The organism is Nocardia sp. CNS-044 (assembly GCF_059570515.1).
In genome coordinates this window covers 256,199-271,503 of sequence record NZ_JCANSX010000009.1, presented here as the reverse complement: position 1 = coordinate 271,503, position 15,305 = coordinate 256,199, and the positions used below count along the sequence as shown (strand labels likewise).

Annotated in this window: 21 protein-coding genes; 14 read left to right on the top strand and 7 right to left on the bottom strand. The window is 67.9% G+C overall.

Annotated features, from left to right (window positions below; all coding sequences use genetic code 11):
- Position 1: 1 nt before the first annotated feature.
- The 7 genes from T333_RS24050 to T333_RS24020 all read left to right on the top strand — a co-directional run bounded on the left by T333_RS24050 (position 2) and on the right by T333_RS24020 (position 4,454).
- Entirely contained in the window at positions 2-1,255 is a 1,254-nt protein-coding gene (locus T333_RS24050; protein WP_355002288.1) for a cysteine desulfurase, read from the top strand.
- A 3-nt stretch (positions 1,256-1,258) separates the two neighbouring features.
- Positions 1,259-1,756 (top strand): Fe-S cluster assembly sulfur transfer protein SufU, encoded by a 498-nt coding sequence (gene sufU, locus T333_RS24045; RefSeq protein WP_357248463.1) that lies wholly within the window; start codon positions 1,259-1,261, stop codon positions 1,754-1,756.
- Complete coding sequence (locus tag T333_RS24040; RefSeq protein WP_355002290.1) at positions 1,749-2,120, top strand: metal-sulfur cluster assembly factor; 372 nt, start codon at positions 1,749-1,751, stop codon at positions 2,118-2,120. Before sufU ends, T333_RS24040 begins: the two co-directional genes overlap by 8 nt.
- Positions 2,121-2,267: 147 nt before the next feature.
- The gene (locus T333_RS24035) at positions 2,268-2,693 is read left to right on the top strand and encodes a DUF4189 domain-containing protein (protein ID WP_357248466.1); all 426 of its coding nucleotides are present in this window, start codon (positions 2,268-2,270) and stop codon (positions 2,691-2,693) included.
- 138 nt (positions 2,694-2,831) lie between these two features.
- On the top strand, positions 2,832-3,251 hold the full coding sequence (locus tag T333_RS24030; RefSeq protein WP_496426123.1) for a DUF4189 domain-containing protein: 420 nt from the start codon (positions 2,832-2,834) through the stop codon (positions 3,249-3,251).
- A 175-nt stretch (positions 3,252-3,426) separates the two neighbouring features.
- On the top strand, positions 3,427-3,870 hold the full coding sequence (locus T333_RS24025; RefSeq protein ID WP_355002292.1) for a DUF4189 domain-containing protein: 444 nt from the start codon (positions 3,427-3,429) through the stop codon (positions 3,868-3,870).
- A gap of 74 nt (positions 3,871-3,944) precedes the next feature.
- Entirely contained in the window at positions 3,945-4,454 is a 510-nt protein-coding gene (locus tag T333_RS24020; protein ID WP_355002293.1) for a GNAT family N-acetyltransferase, read from the top strand.
- 4 nt (positions 4,455-4,458) lie between these two features.
- Here the strand turns inward: T333_RS24020 and T333_RS24015 are convergent, their stop codons facing one another.
- Genes T333_RS24015 through T333_RS24005 form a run of 3 tightly spaced genes read right to left on the bottom strand, consistent with a single transcriptional unit; the run spans position 4,459 to position 7,023 of the window.
- Entirely contained in the window at positions 4,459-5,121 is a 663-nt protein-coding gene (locus tag T333_RS24015; protein ID WP_496425919.1) for a methionine ABC transporter permease, read from the bottom strand.
- 7 nt (positions 5,122-5,128) lie between these two features.
- Entirely contained in the window at positions 5,129-6,154 is a 1,026-nt protein-coding gene (locus T333_RS24010) for a methionine ABC transporter ATP-binding protein (RefSeq protein WP_496425918.1), read from the bottom strand.
- On the bottom strand, positions 6,151-7,023 hold the full coding sequence (locus T333_RS24005) for a MetQ/NlpA family ABC transporter substrate-binding protein (protein WP_496425917.1): 873 nt from the start codon (positions 7,021-7,023) through the stop codon (positions 6,151-6,153). Before T333_RS24005 ends, T333_RS24010 begins: the two co-directional genes overlap by 4 nt.
- Before the next feature lie 340 nt (positions 7,024-7,363).
- On the opposite strand from T333_RS24005, the gene T333_RS24000 reads away from it, so the two are divergent.
- The 3 genes from T333_RS24000 (at position 7,364) to T333_RS23990 (ending at position 9,939) form a co-directional block, all read left to right on the top strand.
- Positions 7,364-7,873, top strand: a complete 510-nt coding sequence (locus T333_RS24000; RefSeq protein ID WP_496425916.1) for a hypothetical protein — start codon at positions 7,364-7,366, stop codon at positions 7,871-7,873.
- Positions 7,874-7,886: 13 nt separating this feature from the next.
- Positions 7,887-9,056, top strand: coding sequence for a zinc-dependent alcohol dehydrogenase (locus T333_RS23995; RefSeq protein WP_355002297.1), 1,170 nt, complete (start codon positions 7,887-7,889; stop codon positions 9,054-9,056).
- A 193-nt stretch (positions 9,057-9,249) separates the two neighbouring features.
- Positions 9,250-9,939 (top strand): FHA domain-containing protein, encoded by a 690-nt coding sequence (locus T333_RS23990; protein WP_496425915.1) that lies wholly within the window; start codon positions 9,250-9,252, stop codon positions 9,937-9,939.
- Positions 9,940-9,996: 57 nt separating this feature from the next.
- On the opposite strand, the gene T333_RS23985 is transcribed toward T333_RS23990, so the two are convergent.
- From T333_RS23985 to T333_RS23975, 3 genes are all read right to left on the bottom strand, one after another.
- The gene (locus T333_RS23985; RefSeq protein ID WP_496425914.1) at positions 9,997-10,659 is read right to left on the bottom strand and encodes a S1 family peptidase; all 663 of its coding nucleotides are present in this window, start codon (positions 10,657-10,659) and stop codon (positions 9,997-9,999) included.
- Positions 10,660-10,801: 142 nt separating this feature from the next.
- A complete protein-coding gene (locus T333_RS23980; protein ID WP_355002300.1) occupies positions 10,802-11,047 on the bottom strand; it encodes a hypothetical protein in 246 nt (81 codons plus the stop codon).
- Between the two features lie 155 nt (positions 11,048-11,202).
- Positions 11,203-12,327 (bottom strand): NAD-dependent epimerase/dehydratase family protein, encoded by a 1,125-nt coding sequence (locus T333_RS23975; protein ID WP_496425913.1) that lies wholly within the window; start codon positions 12,325-12,327, stop codon positions 11,203-11,205.
- Positions 12,328-12,499: 172 nt separating this feature from the next.
- On the opposite strand from T333_RS23975, the gene T333_RS23970 reads away from it, so the two are divergent.
- Positions 12,500-12,853 carry a hypothetical protein gene (locus T333_RS23970; RefSeq protein WP_496425912.1) on the top strand — a complete coding sequence of 118 codons (354 nt, stop codon included), beginning with the start codon at positions 12,500-12,502 and terminating at the stop codon, positions 12,851-12,853.
- A gap of 8 nt (positions 12,854-12,861) precedes the next feature.
- Here T333_RS23970 and T333_RS23965 read toward each other — a convergent pair whose 3' ends face one another.
- A complete protein-coding gene (locus T333_RS23965; protein ID WP_496425911.1) occupies positions 12,862-13,014 on the bottom strand; it encodes a hypothetical protein in 153 nt (50 codons plus the stop codon).
- A gap of 269 nt (positions 13,015-13,283) precedes the next feature.
- Here T333_RS23965 and T333_RS23960 point away from each other — a divergent pair, with 269 nt between their 5' ends.
- The 3 genes from T333_RS23960 to T333_RS23950 all read left to right on the top strand — a co-directional run bounded on the left by T333_RS23960 (position 13,284) and on the right by T333_RS23950 (position 15,102).
- Positions 13,284-13,829: a hypothetical protein gene (locus T333_RS23960; RefSeq protein ID WP_496425910.1), complete on the top strand. Its 546-nt coding sequence runs from the start codon at positions 13,284-13,286 to the stop codon at positions 13,827-13,829.
- Between the two features lie 105 nt (positions 13,830-13,934).
- Entirely contained in the window at positions 13,935-14,258 is a 324-nt protein-coding gene (locus tag T333_RS23955; protein ID WP_496425909.1) for a hypothetical protein, read from the top strand.
- 229 nt (positions 14,259-14,487) lie between these two features.
- Positions 14,488-15,102 carry a TetR/AcrR family transcriptional regulator gene (locus T333_RS23950; protein WP_355002306.1) on the top strand — a complete coding sequence of 205 codons (615 nt, stop codon included), beginning with the start codon at positions 14,488-14,490 and terminating at the stop codon, positions 15,100-15,102.
- Positions 15,103-15,305 lie beyond the last annotated feature (203 nt).

Sequence of the window (15,305 nt, the reverse complement as noted above, 5' to 3'; positions counted from 1 at the left end):
CATGACCGCTACGGTCCGCACCCTCGACGTCGCCCGCATCCGGGCCGACTTCCCGATCCTGAGCCGCACGGTTCGGGACGGGAAACCGTTGGTGTACCTGGACTCCGGCGCGACCTCGCAGCGGCCCCTCGCGGTGCTCGACGCGGAACGGCGATTCCTGACCGAGAGCAACTCGGCGGTGCACCGCGGCGCGCACCAGCTGGCCGAGGAGGCGACCGACGCCTACGAGGGCGCCAGGGCCGACATCGGCCGGTTCGTCGGCGTCGACGCCGACGAGATCGTGTTCACCAAGAACGCGACCGAATCGCTGAACCTGGTGACCTACTCGTTCGCCGACGACCGGTTCCCGTACCACGTCGGGCCCGGCGACGAGATCGTCATCACCGAGCTGGAGCATCACGCGAATCTCGTTCCGTGGCAGGAACTCGCGCGGCGCACCGGCGCGACACTGAAGTGGTACGGCATCACCGCGGACGGCCGGATCGACCTCGATTCGCTCGAATTGTCGCCCGCCACCAAGGTCGTCGCGTTCACGCACCAGTCGAACGTCACGGGCGCGGTCGCCGACGTGGCCGAGATGGTGCGCCGGGCAAAGGAAGTCGGCGCTCTGGTGGTGCTGGACGCCTGCCAGTCGGTGCCGCACATGCCGGTGAACTTCCGCGAACTCGGCGTCGACTTCGCCGCGTTCTCCGGGCACAAGATGCTCGGCCCGTCCGGTGTCGGCGTCCTCTACGGCCGTCGCGCGTTGCTCGCGGAGACCCCGCCGTTCATCACCGGTGGCTCGATGATCGAGACGGTCACCATGGAGGCAAGCACCTACGCCCCGCCGCCGCAGCGGTTCGAGGCGGGCGTGCCGATGACCTCGCAGGTGGTCGGATTGGGCGCGGCGGTGCGGTATCTCGACGAGATCGGCATGGAAGCCGTTGCGGCCCATGAGCACATGCTGGTCGGCGCCACCCTCGAGGGTCTCGGCGCGATCGACGGCGTGCGCATCGTCGGCCCGACCGAGAATGTGGATCGCGGCGGCGCGGTGTCGTTCGTCGTCGACGGCATCCACGCTCACGACGTCGGACAGATTCTGGACGACGAAGGCGTCGCGATCCGGGTCGGCCACCACTGTGCCTGGCCGCTGATGCGCAGGATGGGCATTCCGGCCACCGCCCGGGCCTCGTTCGCGGTCTACAACACGCTCGACGAGGTCGACGCGTTGGTCGCCGCGGTGCGGAAGGCTCAGAGCTTCTTCGGAGTTGCATAAGACATGCGCATGGAGCAGATGTACCAGGAAGTGATCCTGGACCACTACAAGCACCCGCACCACCGCGGGCTGCGGGAACCGTACGGCGCCGAGGTGCACCACGTGAACCCGACCTGCGGTGACGAGGTGACCCTGCGCGTCCAGCTGGACGACAACGGCGATGTCGCCGACGTCTCCTACGACGGCCAGGGCTGTTCGATCAGCCAAGCCGCCACCTCGATCCTCACCGATCAGGTCATCGGGTTGCCGGTGCAGCAGGCGCTGAAGGTCGTCGACGCCTACAACGAGATGATCTCCAGCCGCGGCACGGTCGAGGGCGACGAGGACATGATCGGCGACGGCATCGCGCTGGCCGGTGTGTCCAAGTACCCGGCGCGGGTCAAATGCGCACTGCTGGGCTGGATGGCGTTCAAGGACGCCGTGGTCCGGATAACCTCCGCGGAAGAGACCAAGCGCACGATGGGCAGCGCCCTGCCGAAGAATGGGGAACGTCATGAGTGAGTCGACGCCGACGACAGAAACGGCCGAGCAGGTCGAACTCTCGGCCGAGGAGATCAAGCACCTCGAGGACATCGAGGAGGCCATGCGCGACGTCGTCGACCCTGAGCTGGGCATCAACGTCGTCGATCTCGGCCTGGTCTACGGCATCAAGGTCGAGAACGAGGTCGCCAAGCTGGACATGACGCTGACCTCGGCGGCGTGCCCGCTCACCGATGTCATCGAGGACCAGTCCCGCAACGCCCTGGTGCGCAGTGGTCTGGTCGAGGATCTCGAGATCAACTGGGTCTGGATGCCGCCGTGGGGGCCGGACAAGATCACCGAGGACGGCCGCGAACAACTGCGCGCCCTCGGTTTCACCGTATAACGCTCTTCGATATCGGGCCCGGATCGCGATGATCCGGGCCCGATTCGTTTCTAGCCCCGAGAAGGGTCGACTTTCGAACTTCCATGCCGTCGGCAATGATTGCGGGGGCTCCGACTCCGGGGCCGATCCGAACAGGAAGATAAATCGATGAGATTGATGGGTAAGGTCGGCTTCGCCGTCGCGGTGAGCAGCCTTGCGGTGGGGTCGGTGCTGGGTGCCGGTTCCGCGAACGCGGCGAGCTTGCACGCGGCGATCGCGGTGAACCCCAACACGTTGGTGTACGGGTTGAGTGTCAACGCGGCGAGCACCGCCGACGCCGACGCCGCGGCGATCGCCGACTGCGGCACGGACGGTTGCGAGGTGGCTGCCTCGTGGGCGAACGGCTGCGGTGTGCTGATGGAGAGCAACGACGCCGCCGTCGTGGCGACCGGCGCGACCAGGGCGGATGCCGAGCGCGCCGGCTACCAGAAGATCGCGGAGGTCACTCCGACGGCGTTTCTGGCCAACGTCGGCTCCGCCAATCTGAGCGGCGTGCGGATCGTCGAGGTCGTCTGCACGGCGAACGCGCGCTGATTCGCCCGTGATCGTCCCCGACGTCCAGATCTGCTGGGGCCGTTGACGTTCGCGGTCCGCTGAATATCTGGACAAACCGGGCACGCTCGGCAAGGATCTCCCCGTTATCGCTTCTGAAACGGGGAGATCCTGTTGTCTGTGCTGCGCAAGTCGGCTCTTGCCGTCGCCGTGTCCTCCACCGCCGCCCTCGGGGTCGTCGCCGCCGGTGCGGCCGAGGCGGCGCCCAAGCTCTACGGAACGCTGGCGTTCTCGCCGAGCACCGGCCGGGTGGTTGCCGCGATGGACCATCCCAGCCGCGTGCAGGCCGACGCCGCGGCCATCCGCGAGTGCAACGTCTACGACTGCGACCTGGTGCTGAACGTCGTCGACGGCTGCGGCGCCATCGCCCGCGGCGCAGACGGCCGGTTCGGCTGGGCCGCCGCGGGTTCCCGCGAGGAGGCCGAGCGGATCGCGGTGACCTCGCTCGGCGAGAGCGCGCCGCCCTTCCCCGATCTCGGCAGCGCGTCCCCGCGGGCCGCGCAGGTTGCGGTGTCGGCCTGCACGAAGAATGTCGGCTGAGAGCGGTTCACATCGCTCGCGCGGCGCGGGACGTTCTCGAAATGAAATACTCACAGCGAGGGAACAATTCGTAGCCGAGCGCGCCACGATCGCGTTCCCGCGGCAAATTTGGACATTTACGAATTCGTGGACAATGATCTGACCCGAATCGTTTCTGAAACGGGGAGGAAATTCAATGTCGTTGTCGCGCAGTATCTTCGTGGGCGCGATCGCCGCGGGCGCGGTGGTCGCCGGTGCGGGGCCCGCCGCTGCCGAGCAGGCCGAGCCGTGGGAGACCCGGATCGGTGATCTCTACGGTGCCATGGCCATTTCGCGCAGCACCGGTGCGGTGTCCTACGCGGTGAACTACAACAGCCTCGCCGCGGCCGACGCCAACGCGATCGATGAGTGCGGCGCCCGCGACTGCCAGGTCGTCGTGCACTTCCGCAACGCCTGCGGCGCGGTGGCGCAGGGCGCCGACGGTCGCGTCGGCTGGGCCTGGGACCACACCAAGAGCGGCGCCGAGCGCGCGGCGATCCAGGTTCTCGGCCTCAGCGCGCCGCCGTTCCCGGACCTCGGCAGTGCCTCGCCGCGCCCGGCGAGCACGGTGCTCTCCGCCTGCACATCCAACGTCGGCTGAGGTCCGCTGCCCGCTTTGTGGCGAAATCTCCGGGATGTCGGTTGCCGAATCGTGATCTTGTTGACGATTATGGAGTGGTGCAGCTATCCGACGGCGTGATCGCGCTGCGACCGATCACGGTGGCCGATGCCGAGGCGCATCTGGCCGCCGCGGAGCCCGAGCGGGTCCGCGGGCTCGACGGCGGTCCCGGCACGCTCGAGAGCGTGACGGCCCACTTCGAGAAGTGCGTGGCGGACTGGGCCGCGGAGGGACCCGAGCGGATGTTCGCGATCACGGCGGAGAACGGGGCGGCCCTCGTCGGCACCCTGGATATCCGGACCGATCGGATCTACTTGGCGGCGGGCCAGGCCGACCTGTGGTTCGACATCTACCCGGCCTGGCGCGGCCGCCGTCTGGCCACCAGGGCGGTCATCCTCGGTTGCCGGTACCTGGCCAGCACAGGTCTGGCCGACGAGGTGGTGCTGCGGATCGATCCCACGCACGCCGCCTCGGTCGGCGTGGCCCGCCGGGCCAGGTTCCACTACCTGCGCAGCAGCGACGAACCCGGCGTCGGCCCGCTCGACTGGTACATCCAGGCCCTCTGACCGGTTACCTGCGCAGCACCTTGCGCGCCAGCCAGTTGCCGAGGAACTGGATGCCCTGCACGCCCGCGATGATGATCAGGGTGGCGACCAGGGTGACCTGCCAGTCGAAGCGCTGGTACCCGTACACCAGGGCGAAATCGCCGAGCCCGCCGCCGCCCACGATGCCCGCCATCGCGGACATGTCGACGATCGCGATCACCACGAAGGTGTAGCCGAGAATCAGCGGACCGAGCGCCTCCGGGACGAGCAGCGTCAGAATGATCCGCAATGGTCCCGCCCCGACCGCCCGCGCCGCCTCGATCACGCCGGGATCGACGGTGACCAGGTTCTGTTCCACGATCCGGGCGATCCCGAACGAGGCCGCCACGATCATCACGAAGGCGGCCGCCTCGGTGCCGATCGTGGTGCCGACCACCTCCAGCGTCACCGGCCCCAGCGCGGCGAGGAGGATGATGAACGGGATCGGCCGCACGATGTTGACCACCACGTTGAGCAACACGTTGACCGGCGCGTTGGCCAGCAGCCCGCCCTTGCGCGTGGTGTACAGGGCGGTGCCGAGAAAGAGCCCGATCAGCCCGCCCACCACGAAAGTGATCAGCACGAGGTAGACGGTGGTGCCGATCGCCTCGGTCAGCACCGGCCGCAGGCGCTCCCAATCCGTGTGCACGGTCCGCTCACCTCCGTTCCAGTTCGTCGATCACCTTCGCCACCGCGTCGTCCGGCCCGTGCAGGGCCAGCGTGACGCTGCCGAAGGTCTTGTCCTGCAGCGTGCTCACCCCGCCGTACACGACCTCGAACCGCACGTCGGCGTGCGCCGCGCCGGTCAGTGCCGCGCCGAGGCCGCGCTCGTCGTCGACGTCGACGGTGACCAGGGTGCCGCCGTGGCGTTCGCGCAGCCGGGCCAGTTCGCCGGAATCGGGCCGGTTGTGCAGCACGGTGCCTACGAACGACTTGGTAGGCGTGGCTCGCGGCGCCGCGAAAACATCGAAGGTCTCGGCCAATTCGACGATCCGGCCCTCGGCGAGCACCGCGACCCGGTCGGCCACCGCGCGGATGACATTCATCTCGTGGGTGATCACCACGATGGTGACGCCGAGTTCGCGATTGACCTTCTTCAGCAGGCGCAGCACCTCGCCGGTGGTCTGCGGGTCCAGCGCCGAGGTGGCCTCGTCGGCCAGCAGCAGCGCGGGCGAAGTCGCCAACGCCCGCGCGATGCCGACCCGCTGCTTCTGCCCGCCCGAGAGCTGGTCCGGATAGCTGCGCGCCTTCTCCGAGAGGCCGACGAACTCGAGCAGTTCGGCGACGCGCGCCTTGCGCTCGGCCCGCCGCCACCCGGCGATCTTCAGCGGGTACTCGACGTTGCCCGCGACCGTGCGCGAGCGGAACAGGTTGAACTGCTGGAACACCATGCCGATATCGCGGCGGATCCACCGGACCTGGGACTCCGGTACATCGGTGATCGGTGTGCCGGAGACCAGGACGGTGCCGCTCGTCGGCTTCTCCAGCGCGTTGATCAGGCGCACCAGCGTGCTCTTGCCCGCGCCGGAATAGCCGATGACGCCGAAGATCTCGCCGCGCTCGATCCGCAGATCTATGCCGTCGAGTGCGACATGGCGGTCGGCGCCCTTACCGAAAACCTTGGTGACGCCGCGGAATTCGACTGCGGCCGCGCGCTCGTCCGGCTCGGTCGCCGAACTCACTTGCCGTCGCGGATGGTCTGCTGCACCCGCTGCAGGATCTGTTCCAGCTCCGGTGCGGGGCGGGTCACCTCGACCGCGGTGTTCTTGGTCGACTCCGCGTGCGCCGCTTGCACTTCCGGGTCCTTCCAGACGTCGACCACCTGCTTGTAGAGCGGGTTGTCTTTGTCCTCGGCCCTGGTGACGACGACATTGATGTACGGCTCGGCCGCCGGATTCCTCGGATCGTCCTTGTACAGCGCCGAATTCGGGTCGATGCCGGAGCGCTCCAGGAAGGTGTTGTTGATGACCGAGCCGTCCGTCGAGGCCAGCGACAGCGCCGTCTGCGCCGCGTCGACCGGCGTCACGGTGACCTTGGACGCGGCCTTGTCGATGTCGGCGGGGGAGGGCTGGCGGCTGTCGCCGGACAGCTTCAGCAGTCCGGCGGCCTGCAGCACGAACAGCGCCCTGGCCTGATTGGTCGGGTCGTTCGGGATGGCGATCTGGCCGCCCTGCGGGATGTCGGCCAGCGATCGGTGCTTCTTCGAGTACAGACCGAGCGGCACGATGTAGGTGGAGCCGATCGGGGTCAGCGTGTCGTTGTTGGACACGTTGTACTGGCCGAGGAACTGCAGGTGCTGAAACAGGTTGACATCGATCTGCCCCTGCGCGAGCGCGAGATTCGGCTGCTGGTAGTCGGAGAAGTTGGTGATCCGCAGGGTGATGCCCTGGTCTTTCGCCTTGCGCTCGAAGACGTCCCAGACCTGATCCCGGTCGGTGGTGCCGATGCGCACCACTGTCCCGGAGGACGCGTCGTCGGTGCCGCACGCCGTCAGGGTGAGGGCCGCGGTGGCTACCAGGACCGGGATCGCCAGTACCCGATGGAATTTCACTCGTGCTCCCGAATGCTCGTCGCAAGGTGGCGGGGCAGCGCGTCGTCGCCGTCCCGCCTTTTCTGAACCCGGCAATCCAAGCGGCGCGGCACGGTGACCGACAAGGATTTCGCTAGTGGTGAGCGGAACCCTCGCGCAAAGTTGGACAGTCGTCTAGTTTGACTGTCAACCGAACCTCGCGCGTCGGGTGCGGGCGGCGGACCGCCGTGAGGGGGCGGTCCGCATCGGCCGCGGGACCGGTGACGTGCTGTGTTTGCCCGGGGACTCGTCGGGTAGGCGGTCGGGGAAGCGCACCGGGGATTCCGGCTCTCGACCCGCAGACCGCTCGAAGGGACGTCCCATGCACTACGTCGACACGGCCAAAGGGCAACTGACCGAACTCGTCGAGAAATTCCTCGAATCCGCCAGCCGGACCGGACCCAGCCGGACGGTGACGATCTCCCGGTCGCGGGTTGAGGTCGAACGGTTCTGGCGCGACGCGGACAACCTGTCCCGGGTGCTCGGCGATCTCGGCGACGTCCGCGCGACCGGCCCCGCCGCCTACGAATGGACGCTGCTGCGCGGTGACGACGAGGCGCTGACCTGGCAGACCACACTGGTGACCGAGGCGGATGGCCTGCGTTTCGTCGGCGCCGCCCCCGACGGCTCCGCTCGCGAGCGTGGACCCGAGATCGGCTTGTTCTTCGCCGACGCGCCGCACGGCCTGGGCACCGAGGTGACGATGCGCGCGTCGGCGCCGGTCCCCGGTTTCCTGATCGGACCCGCGGCGTTCAAGGCGCTCTACCGTGCGCGCGCACTGCTGCAAACCGGTGAGCTGCCCACCCTCGAACACAACCCCAGCGCTCGCTGACCGAGGAGACGACATGCGCGCACTCTGCTGGAACGGCGTCGACGACCTGGCGGTGGAGACCGTCGACGAGCCGAGGCTGGTCAATCCGCACGACGCCATCGTGCGAGTCCGGTTGACCACCACCTGCGGTTCGGACCTGCACTTCATCGACGGCTACCTGCCGGGCATGCGCGAAGGCGATGTGTTCGGTCACGAGTTCATGGGCGAGATCGTGGAGGTCGGCAAGGAGGTCGTCGCGCGTTCGGTCGGCGAGCGGGTCGTCGTACCGTCCTTCATCGGCTGCGGCTCGTGCTGGTACTGCGACAACGACCTCTACTCGCTGTGCGACACGACGAACCCGAACGCCGAGCTGCAACAGCCGATCTTCGGCTATCCGACCGGCGGCATCTACGGGTACACCCACCCGTTCGGCGGCTATCAGGGCTCGCACGCGCAGTACATCCGGGTGCCGTTCGCCGACGTCAACTGTTTCACCGTCCCCTTCGGGGTGACCGACGAGCAGGCGCTGTTCCTGTCCGACGCGGTGCCGACCGGGTTCATGGGCGCCGACTTCTGCGACATCTCGCCCGGCGACACGGTCGCGGTCTGGGGGAGCGGCGGCGTCGGGCTGATGGCCGCGCACAGCGCCCGGCTGCTCGGTGCGGAGCGCGTCATCGTCATCGATCGGCTCCCCGAACGGCTCACCCTGGCGCGCGAGAACATCGGCGCGGAGACCATCGACTACACGGCGGTGGGCAGCGTGCTCGACGCGCTGCGCGAAGGCACCGGCGGGCGAGGACCGGACGCCTGCATCGACGCCGTCGGGATGGAAGGCCACGGCACGGGTCTGCAACAGATCTACGACCGCGCCAAACAACTGCTGCGCATGGAGACCGATCGCGCGACGCCGCTGCGCGAGGCGATCCTCGCCTGCCGCAAGGGCGGGACCGTCGCCGTGCTCGGCGTCTACGGCCTCACCGACAAGTTCCCGATGGGCGCCGTGACCAACAAGAACCTGACCATCCGCACCGCGCAGCAGCACGGGCAGCGGTACGTGCCGCGATTGCTCGACTACGTTCAGCGCGGAGAACTCGACCCGACATATCTCATCACCCACGACATGCCGCTCGAGGATGCGGTGACCGGATACGACCTGTTCAAGAACAAGCGGGACGGCTGTGTCCGAGCGGTCTTCCGTCCGTGAGTTCGGCACGCCGGCACGTTGTCACACCGGTGGTCCGGCGGACGAGTAGAAATCGAGCCTCGGGCAGGAAATAGCCCCCGGGTTGCCGCACGCGAGTAGCTCGCCGCGTGCATTCAGCCGTGAAAGAGCGCATTCTGTGTTATGGGTCGGGTGCTCGTAGTCATGACGTACTTCGGAACGGGAACTACGCATCATGTCCACGCCACAGGGACAAAAAGCGCTGGGTAACGGATCGTACTCGGCAGCATACGAGCGTGCGCGGCGACAGCCGGCCGGTTGTGCCACGCTGTCCCACCGGGACCGGCACGGGGGCTGGCGTGAGATTCCACTCGATCACGGCGCGACCCGGATGACGATCGGGCGGTCGGACGCCGCGGACATCATCGTGGCGGCCGACGCGACGGTTTCGCGCCTGCACGCCATCATCGAGCGAGTGGGCGGCTGCTGGGTCGTGATCGACAACGGCCTGTCGATGAACGGGACTTTCGTCAACGGCGAGCGCGTCGGCGGATTTCGGAAGCTCGAGTCCGGCGATTCGGTGCGCCTCGGGAAATCGGTGTTCGTCTTCACTGACGGCCAACCGTCCGACGACGGGAAAACGGTCGTCCAGATGCGGCTGCCGACCCGGAATGCACTGACCGAGGCCCAGTATTCGATCCTGGCGGCGCTGTGTCGCCCATATGATTCCGAGACCGCGTTCACCTACCCCGCGTCGAACTGTCAGATCGCCCAGGATTTGTGTCTCAGTGTCGCCACGGTGAAAACCCATATGCGAGCGCTGTTCAAGATATTCGACGTCGAAGCCCTGCCGCCGAATCAGAAACGGGTGTTCCTGGTCGAACGTGCCATCGAGAGTGGCGTGATCGACTATCACGATCGGTAGGGCTGCGGAGTACCGGCGCCGCGTGCGCAGCGGCGACTCCTTTCGGCGCGGTGGACCTCAGATCGGGTCGAAACCCGCGCCGACGCCACCGCGTGCGTCGATATCGGCGATGATGGCGGCCATGTTGCCGCCCAGCTGCGGTCCGAGGCACGGCACGTACAGGTAGCCGTTGACCATGCCGACCAGCGTTGTCCCGACCACGATCGGCCCGCCGGAGTCGCCGGGCAGGACGCAGATCTGGGTCCAAGCCCAGTTGTTGGTCTCGAACACGTCGCCGTAGGCCAGACCGCAGGTCTGGCCCGTGGTGTAGCCCTGCTTACAGGCGATTTCCGGGAACCGCACCGGCCCGCCCACCGCGGTGATCGTCGTATTTCCCACGCGATTCACGGGGACGACGCGGTCCGGATCGAACTCGATGACGGCGTAGTCCATATCCGCGTTCGTGAAGGCGAAGGTGCCGACTACGCCGGCGTCACGGTTGGCCTCGGCGGTGATCGAGGTACCCGCCGCATCGCAGTGACCCGCGGTGAGACCGACCAGCCGACCCGCGGCGTCGTGCCCGATCGTGGTGAGCGTGCAGACGCCCTGGTCGCCGACGACGATGCCGGAGCCGCCGCCGAGCACCGCCGGCGCCGCGGCATGCGCGATGCCTGCTTGCGCCCCGGCCGGCAGCACGCCTGCCGCGAGTGCGAAGACGGCCACTGCGAGTTTCCTGAACATAGTCCATCCCATCGCTGGGGCCGCGATGCTCCCGTGCGGCGCTATTGACGTTGGCACCTCCTCGAGCACTACTGCTACAAGTCACCACACCACAGGAGTGTGTGACGCGCGGCGTTTTCGGCATTGTCGCGTTGCGATTACGTCATGCGAGGCAGATGCCCGTACCGAACGGGAAGATCGGCGGTACGAAGCAGACCCACCACAGGAATGGGTTCCACCACAGCAGAGCCGGCTCGACCTCAGCGGGAACTTGGTCGGAGGCGGGCGCCACCTGAACGGGCACAGGGGGTTCGACGGCCGGGGCCGAGGTCGCAACGCCTGAGCCGAGGGCGATCATAGGTGCGATCGCTACCGCTGCGACGGCTGCGCGCATTTTGGTTGATTTCATGATCTTTCCTTCAACTGAGCGCTTTTCGGGACACCCGGAAGGCGTCCCGGAATGACACCACCAACTCTTCTCGCAGACCGCGCGGAAGATCTTCCACCTGCGGGTTGGAAATGCTCAGACCTCGGGTTGGAGTGCGCGTCGCTGTTCGGAAACGGCTACGCCCTGTTCGTCACCGAACGGGGTGGTCGCGTCCGAGCGGTCTTCCGGCTGTGTGCGGGAGCGGGGGAGGGGAACGCCTGGGTCTGATGGGTGGGGTGCCCGAGTCGGGATCGCGCGCGAGCGGGCGCGAGCGGCGGGCTGTCTCCGGTTCGGCGCGTGCGAAGTCCCTCGGCGAGTTCGGCCGCGACCGCATCGGCCGGGTGACGCGGTGCCCAGCCGAGTTCCCGGCGCGCCTTGGCCGTGTCGATCAGGCACGCCCTGTCGGCGAGCTCGAGCCAGCCCGGATGCAGCGGCTGTACGCCGAGTCGCCAGCTCGCCCACGCCGCGGCGGTCAGCGCGGGCAGCGGCACCGGAAGGCGAAATCCGCCGAAGGTGGCGGCCAGTTCGGCGGTTGTCAGCACCGGCTCGGCGGCCAGGTTGTACGGGCCGCTCGCCTGCCGGGTCAGGATCAGCCGGAGTGCCGCGGCGACGTCTTCGCTGTGTACGAGCTGCAACCGCAGGTCCTTCCACAGCGGGATCGGTAGCCAGCGGTGACCGATCAGGGTGCGCGGCAGCCAGGGACTCAACGCCCAGTCGGCGAGTTCGGCGGCCGCGTCGGCCTGCGTCACGCCGCACGGCCGGATCCGCGCGACCCGCACGCCGGGGTGCTCCACCGCGAAACCGTCGAGCAGCGCTTCGAGCACCGCTTTGCCCCGGCTGTAGGCGCTGCCGGGAACCCCGCTCGACGGCCACGCCTCGTCGACCCGCTGCCAGCGCGGCGCGGGCGCGTACGCCGCGACCGAGGACGCGCACGTCAGATGCCGCACGCCGCAGTCCGCAACGGCCCGTAGCACATTCGCGCTACCGGCCAGATTCGTCCGCTCCATCAGCGGCTCCCCGCTACGTGGATGGATCGCCCACGCCAGATGCACCACCGCGTCCGCGTCCTCGAACGCCTCGCGCAGCACCCCGACGGCCTCCGGCGCACCGATATCGCACCGCACCCAGCGGGCCCGCGCGTACGGTCCGCGCTCCGCGGGCGGTCGGCGAACGACACCGACGATCTCCCAGTCCTCGGCGCACAGCGCCCGCAGCAACGCGGTCCCCACATTGCCGCTGGCCCCGGTGACGACAACCTTCACCGGCCGCGTCCTTCGAAGCTTCGTCCGGACATGCCCCCGCCATACCCGCAACCGCACGAGTCACACGATCGGCTCCGCGTCGACAGTGTCGCGGACCTCGGTCCGAGTACTACGGTCACTTCGACACCGCCGAGGACGCCGTGCAGGAGGCCATGCTCGCGGCGGCGACCAAGTGGCCCGTCGACGGCAGGCCTCGACCTACGCCGAGACCGACTGGCCGCAGATCACGCTGCTCTACGAGCGGCTGCTGCGGCTGGTCGACAATCCGATCATCGCGCTGAACCATGCCGTCGCGGTCGCCATGGCGGTCGGACCGCGAGCCGGTCTGCGGCTGCTGGACGAGCTCGCCGCCGACAAGCGCCTGCGCGCCGACCATCGGGTGCCCGCCGTGCGCGCCCACCTGCTGGAACTGCTCGGCGACGACGCGGCCGCGCGCGAGTCCTATCTGCGCGCGGCCCGGCAGACCACCAGCCTCCCCACCCAGCGCTACCTGTACGCCCGCGCCGCCGCCCTGACCGCCGACTGAGCGGACCGCTACTCCGGAATACGCTCGGCGTACTCCGCCTCGAGCCGGGCGAGGTGGACCTGTTCACCCACCTGCTCCAGCGTGAACGTCACCTCGGATCTGTCACCCCAGGTGAACGACAGCAGCGGCGGCGGCTCCCAGGCCAGGACCTCGCCCCGCATCCCTAACAGCTCCAAGATGTTGGGTGAGCTTGCCGACCATGTCGGCGCCGTCTAGAGCGGTGCCGAGCGGGATCTTCTCCGCCTTCGGCCGGCCCGAATGCCGATCGAATTCCGCTGTTTCGCGGACCTTGGCCGCGAGGTGAGCCAGGTCGGCGATGTCGAGGAACTGGTCGACGTGGGTGAGGATTAGGATCCTGCGGCATGGCCCGCGGACGATCCACCGGCATCGAAACCCGGCGAGCCACAACGAGATTGCCCGACGTGCCCGCTTGGAGAACGCATTGAACAGCCCGTACTCACCTGTCGAGGAGCTCAACCTGCTGATGGAATTGCAGGACAGGCTCGGTTACGAGAATTACGCCGACGGGTTCGGTCTCACGGACTTCGGTGACATCTCGGGCCTGGTGGCGGGCTGGTCGAAAGATCCGGAGTTCACCGACCGGCTGATTCCGTTCGCGCAGGCCAACGGTTCCGGTTCGTTCTACGCGCTGTGGCGCCTCGACGACCGGGCCGATCTGGCGACGCTGCCGGTAGTCGTCTTCGGAGACGAGGGCGGTCAGCACGTCGTCGCTCGCCACGTGCGGGAGTTGTTCCAGCTCCTCGGCTTCGACTCGGAGATCCGAGTCGACTGGAAAGAGGTGTACTTCTATCGCGAGGAGGACGAGGCGCACCGCGACTGCCACGACGAGTTCGTGGCGTGGCTCGACGAGAACTTCGGCCTGCCCCCGGCGGAGGACCCGGCAGCCGTACTCGCAGCGGCGCAAGCGGAGCTGGGGGAGCGGTTCACCGACTGGGCCAAGCCGTTCCTCTCCTGAATCCTTCCTGGCCCCTGAGTGCTTGCGGCCGAAGGGCATTCGCGACGCTCCTGGACACCGTACGATTCGTCGAGGACTCCCGCTGAGCAGATCGGTAGCACCACAATGATTCTCGCGACCGCCATCGACGTTCTGGCGCAAGTCGGCAACCCCACTCCGGAGCCGCCGCCCGATTCGGACAGATACCTGCAACTCGTCCGGTATCTGATCTGGTTCGCCATCCTCGGCGCGGTCGCGCTGGTGGTGATCGGTATTCCGCTGATCGTCGTGTTGGTGACCCGCCGGTCCAACCGTCGTCGCGCACCGGGTGGGCCGGGGGCGGGCCCGGGCTACGGCGGCCCGCACCCGCCGGGGCCGGGCGGTCCCGGCGGCGGTGGTCCGGCGGGTGGTGGATGGGAGGGCTACGGTGGCGGTGGTCCGAGGGTCTGAGCGCCAGCCGTCGTCGACCCTTCGAGAACGGTGCGACCAGCCCACCGCGATGTCCGACAGCGGTAGCCGGTCGCGTCATCGCCGAACCGGTCGGCGGCCCGGCCGTGATGGCGACGGCGGATTCATGTCTCGAGCACCTGTTCTGTAGTTTTACGGGGCAGCGGTTGGGCGTGACGGCCGAGGCGCACATATTCGGCCGCTTGGTCGCAATAGGGAGGAATTTCGAAACATGGCGCGCACCAAGGAATTCGACCCAGACGTCGTCTTGGACCTCGCCATGGATCTGTTCTGGCAGCGCGGGTTCGAAGCGACCTCGATGTCCGATCTGGTCGAGCATCTCGGCATAGGCAAGGCCAGTATCTACGCTGCCTTCGGCTGCAAGCGCTCACTGTTCATCAAGGCGCTGCAACGCTACTTGCAACTCGCCGACGAGCGGCTCACCGGCGCGCTCTCGCGTCCGGGCCCGGCCGTACCCGCCCTTCGAGCGCTCATCGCTCACTTCGTCGCCGAAGCCCGCGACGAACACCGCTACCTGGGCTGCCTGGTGTCCAATACCGCCGTCGAACTCGCCGACCGAGACCCCGAAATCGCCGCGCTGATCGAATCGGGTTGGGCAAGCTGGGAAGATACGTTCACTTCGGCGTTCACGCGCGCCCATGCGCAGGGCGAACTGGCCGCCGACCGCGATCCACGTGCGCTGGGCCGTTTCCTGCTGGTCTTCCTCCAAGGCGTCTGGGTCTTCGAACGCACCCCCAACGCCGCCACCCGCCTGCAAGAGGCCAGCGAAATGGCCGCGGCGTACCTGTTCGATCACCCCGCACCAGCTCCACTGGCCCCGCACTAGCTCCATCGGCTCGGAGCGGAGCCGTCGCACCTTTCGAGTCCCGCGACGTGGAGCCAAACATCCCATCAATCAGCTGACCGCGGGAAATCCCGGTCGAACCCGGGTCGATGGCTCGGCGCCGTCGCGTCCGCATATTCGCGGCGATCGTGGGTAGGCGGCAACTGATCAGCGATTCGCGAGACCCGAGGAGGTGATCGCGATGC

Excerpts from the sequence above, each read along its gene's own strand:
- T333_RS24040 (WP_355002290.1), top strand. The coding sequence starts at position 1,749 with ATGAGTGAGTCGACGCCGACGACAGAAACGGCCGAGCAGGTCGAACTC.
- T333_RS24035 (WP_357248466.1), top strand. The coding sequence starts at position 2,268 with ATGAGATTGATGGGTAAGGTCGGCTTCGCCGTCGCGGTGAGCAGCCTT.
- T333_RS23990 (WP_496425915.1), top strand. The coding sequence starts at position 9,250 with ATGTCCACGCCACAGGGACAAAAAGCGCTGGGTAACGGATCGTACTCG.
- T333_RS23950 (WP_355002306.1), top strand. The coding sequence starts at position 14,488 with ATGGCGCGCACCAAGGAATTCGACCCAGACGTCGTCTTGGACCTCGCC.
- T333_RS23955 (WP_496425909.1), top strand. The coding sequence starts at position 13,935 with ATGATTCTCGCGACCGCCATCGACGTTCTGGCGCAAGTCGGCAACCCC.
- T333_RS23965 (WP_496425911.1), bottom strand. The coding sequence starts at position 13,014 with ATGCGGGGCGAGGTCCTGGCCTGGGAGCCGCCGCCGCTGCTGTCGTTC.
- T333_RS23995 (WP_355002297.1), top strand. The coding sequence starts at position 7,887 with ATGCGCGCACTCTGCTGGAACGGCGTCGACGACCTGGCGGTGGAGACC.
- T333_RS24050 (WP_355002288.1), top strand. The coding sequence starts at position 2 with ATGACCGCTACGGTCCGCACCCTCGACGTCGCCCGCATCCGGGCCGAC.
- T333_RS24025 (WP_355002292.1), top strand. The coding sequence starts at position 3,427 with ATGTCGTTGTCGCGCAGTATCTTCGTGGGCGCGATCGCCGCGGGCGCG.
- sufU (WP_357248463.1), top strand. The coding sequence starts at position 1,259 with ATGCGCATGGAGCAGATGTACCAGGAAGTGATCCTGGACCACTACAAG.
- T333_RS23985 (WP_496425914.1), bottom strand. The coding sequence starts at position 10,659 with ATGTTCAGGAAACTCGCAGTGGCCGTCTTCGCACTCGCGGCAGGCGTG.
- T333_RS24000 (WP_496425916.1), top strand. The coding sequence starts at position 7,364 with ATGCACTACGTCGACACGGCCAAAGGGCAACTGACCGAACTCGTCGAG.
- T333_RS23980 (WP_355002300.1), bottom strand. The coding sequence starts at position 11,047 with ATGAAATCAACCAAAATGCGCGCAGCCGTCGCAGCGGTAGCGATCGCA.